This is a genomic window from Syntrophomonas sp. UBA5494, from assembly GCF_002426325.1.
In genome coordinates this window covers 22,386-24,356 of record NZ_DIPG01000143.1, presented here as the reverse complement: position 1 = coordinate 24,356, position 1,971 = coordinate 22,386, and the positions used below count along the sequence as shown (strand labels likewise).

The 1,971-nt window shown below is 57.0% G+C and carries 2 protein-coding genes and 1 pseudogene; all 3 read left to right on the top strand.

The features are described 5' to 3' along the window. Positions 1 to 61: 61 nt before the first annotated feature. On the top strand, positions 62 to 757 hold the full coding sequence (locus B3W37_RS16190; protein WP_483176438.1) for a BMC domain-containing protein: 696 nt from the start codon (positions 62 to 64) through the stop codon (positions 755 to 757). Between the two features lie 24 nt (positions 758 to 781). Then, the gene (gene eutJ / locus B3W37_RS16185; protein ID WP_483176437.1) at positions 782 to 1,618 is read left to right on the top strand and encodes an ethanolamine utilization protein EutJ; all 837 of its coding nucleotides are present in this window, start codon (positions 782 to 784) and stop codon (positions 1,616 to 1,618) included. Positions 1,619 to 1,623: 5 nt separating this feature from the next. Next, positions 1,624 to 1,971, top strand: a pseudogene (locus tag B3W37_RS16180) (hypothetical protein); the annotation flags it as partial.

Here is a 1,971-nt window from a genome sequence, read left to right as displayed (position 1 = left end):
CAAAAAGCGGAGCTGCTGAGAGTCAATGGGATGGGCTAGTAATAGGAATGGAGGGAAAGACGTGGCGATCCGAACAGCACTGGGATTAGTCGAAACGGTGGGGCTGACCGCAGCCGTTGAATTCGCTGACACAGCCGTGAAAGCCGCCAATGTAAAGCTGCTTGGCTACGAATTAACCAACGGCCTGGGCTGGGTAACAGTAAAGATTGCCGGCGATGTGGCCGCAGTTCAGGCGGCCGTGAGCGCGGGTACGGCCGCAGCTTCACGGGTGGGCCGGGTGGTCAGCCAGAAGGTGATACCCAGGCCCCACCATGAATTGGAAAAGTTGATAGATACGCCTCAAACCGTGAGGGCTGAGGAACCCGCGGAGGCTCCCGCCCCAGCAATAGAAGCAGCGGATGGGGAGCAAGAATTCATTCCGGGCATCGAACCCGGGGAGGAGAGTGCTGAGGATAAAGGGCAGGATTCGGTCCCGGACGCCGCAGAGGCTAAAGGCGAGCCGGATGGGGTTTCATCCGCACCGGCGGCAGAGGAGCCGCGTGAAGCGGAAACTGATGCGGAGCGGCCCGCTGACGCCCCGGCGGATTCCGCAGCCGATGAAAATCAGGATCAGACGCCTCTCCCCATAGAAACTGATCCGGATGCGGCGGAAAAGACTGAGCCGGCCAGGCCTGCCACCTGCAACATTTGCGGCGACCCGGCCTGCCCGCGAGTCAAAGGGGAGCCGCGTACACTGTGTATCCATCATAAAGCATAACCGGGGTGACGGAGGATGACTAAAATGCTAACCAAAGTGAACCCATTGGAAAATGCCAATCTCTTGATTAATCAACTGGCGGCCTGCATGGGAGAAAACCAGGTTGAAACCGCAGCAGGCCCCCTGTTCGTGGGAGTGGATGTGGGCACCGCCAATGTAGTCAGTGTGGTGGTTGATGCACTTGGCACCCCTATAACCGGGGAAATCACCCCGGCCCGGGTGGTGAGGGAAGGCATGGTCACCGATTATCCGGGGGCGGTTGGTATTGTGCGCCGCCATATACAAACCCTGACTCAGCGCCTGGGCCAGGAGCTGTTCAAAGGGGCTTCCGCCATCCCCCCCGGTACTGAGGGGGCTAACAGCAAAGTCACCCTTTATATCCTGGAAGCCGCCAATTTGGAGGTAGCCCGGATCATCGACGAACCTACTGCGGCCTCGCTGGTGCTGGAAATTGATGAAGGGGTGGTTGTGGATGTGGGCGGCGGAACCACCGGCATTTCGGTGTTGGAAAACGGCCGGGTTATCTATACCGCCGATGAGCCTACCGGCGGGTTTCATCTCGACCTAGTTATCGCCGGCAATTACAAAATATCTACCGAGGAAGCCGAGGCCAGAAAACGCGACCCCAGGGAGCAGGCGGTGATGTTCCCGGTTGTGCGGCCGGTTTTTGAAAAAATCGCCAGCATAATCAACCAGCACCTGACCGGCAGTGCCCCCGGGGCCATTTATCTGGTAGGGGGCACCTGCAGCTACCCGGGTTTGGATTATGTTATTCAGCAGGAAACCGGATGTCCGACATTTGTTCCCCAATTGCCTTATCTGGTTACACCGCTGGGCATCGCATTATCATTCAAGGAGTGAGACAAATGGATAATGATCTGGTCGAACAAATTGTCAACGAGGTCCTGAAAAAGATGACCGCCCTGGAGGAAAGCAAAGCGCCGGTTCCCCAAGGTAAACGGGCTTTAGTTCTGTTCAGCGGAGGAACCATTGGATTAAAAGAGGTATTGGGGCAACTGCAGGCCATAGCCGCATCCAATTACCGGCTGCAGGTGGTCTTGACCCCGGCCGCGGAAGCCATTATCGGCCCTGATCTGCTCAAATCCAAGCTGGGCGATATAGAAATCATAACCGAAGCCAACCGCAAATCCCCGGGAGATCTGAGCAAGAACGCCGACAAGGTGATAATACCATTGCTGACCATGAATACCGCC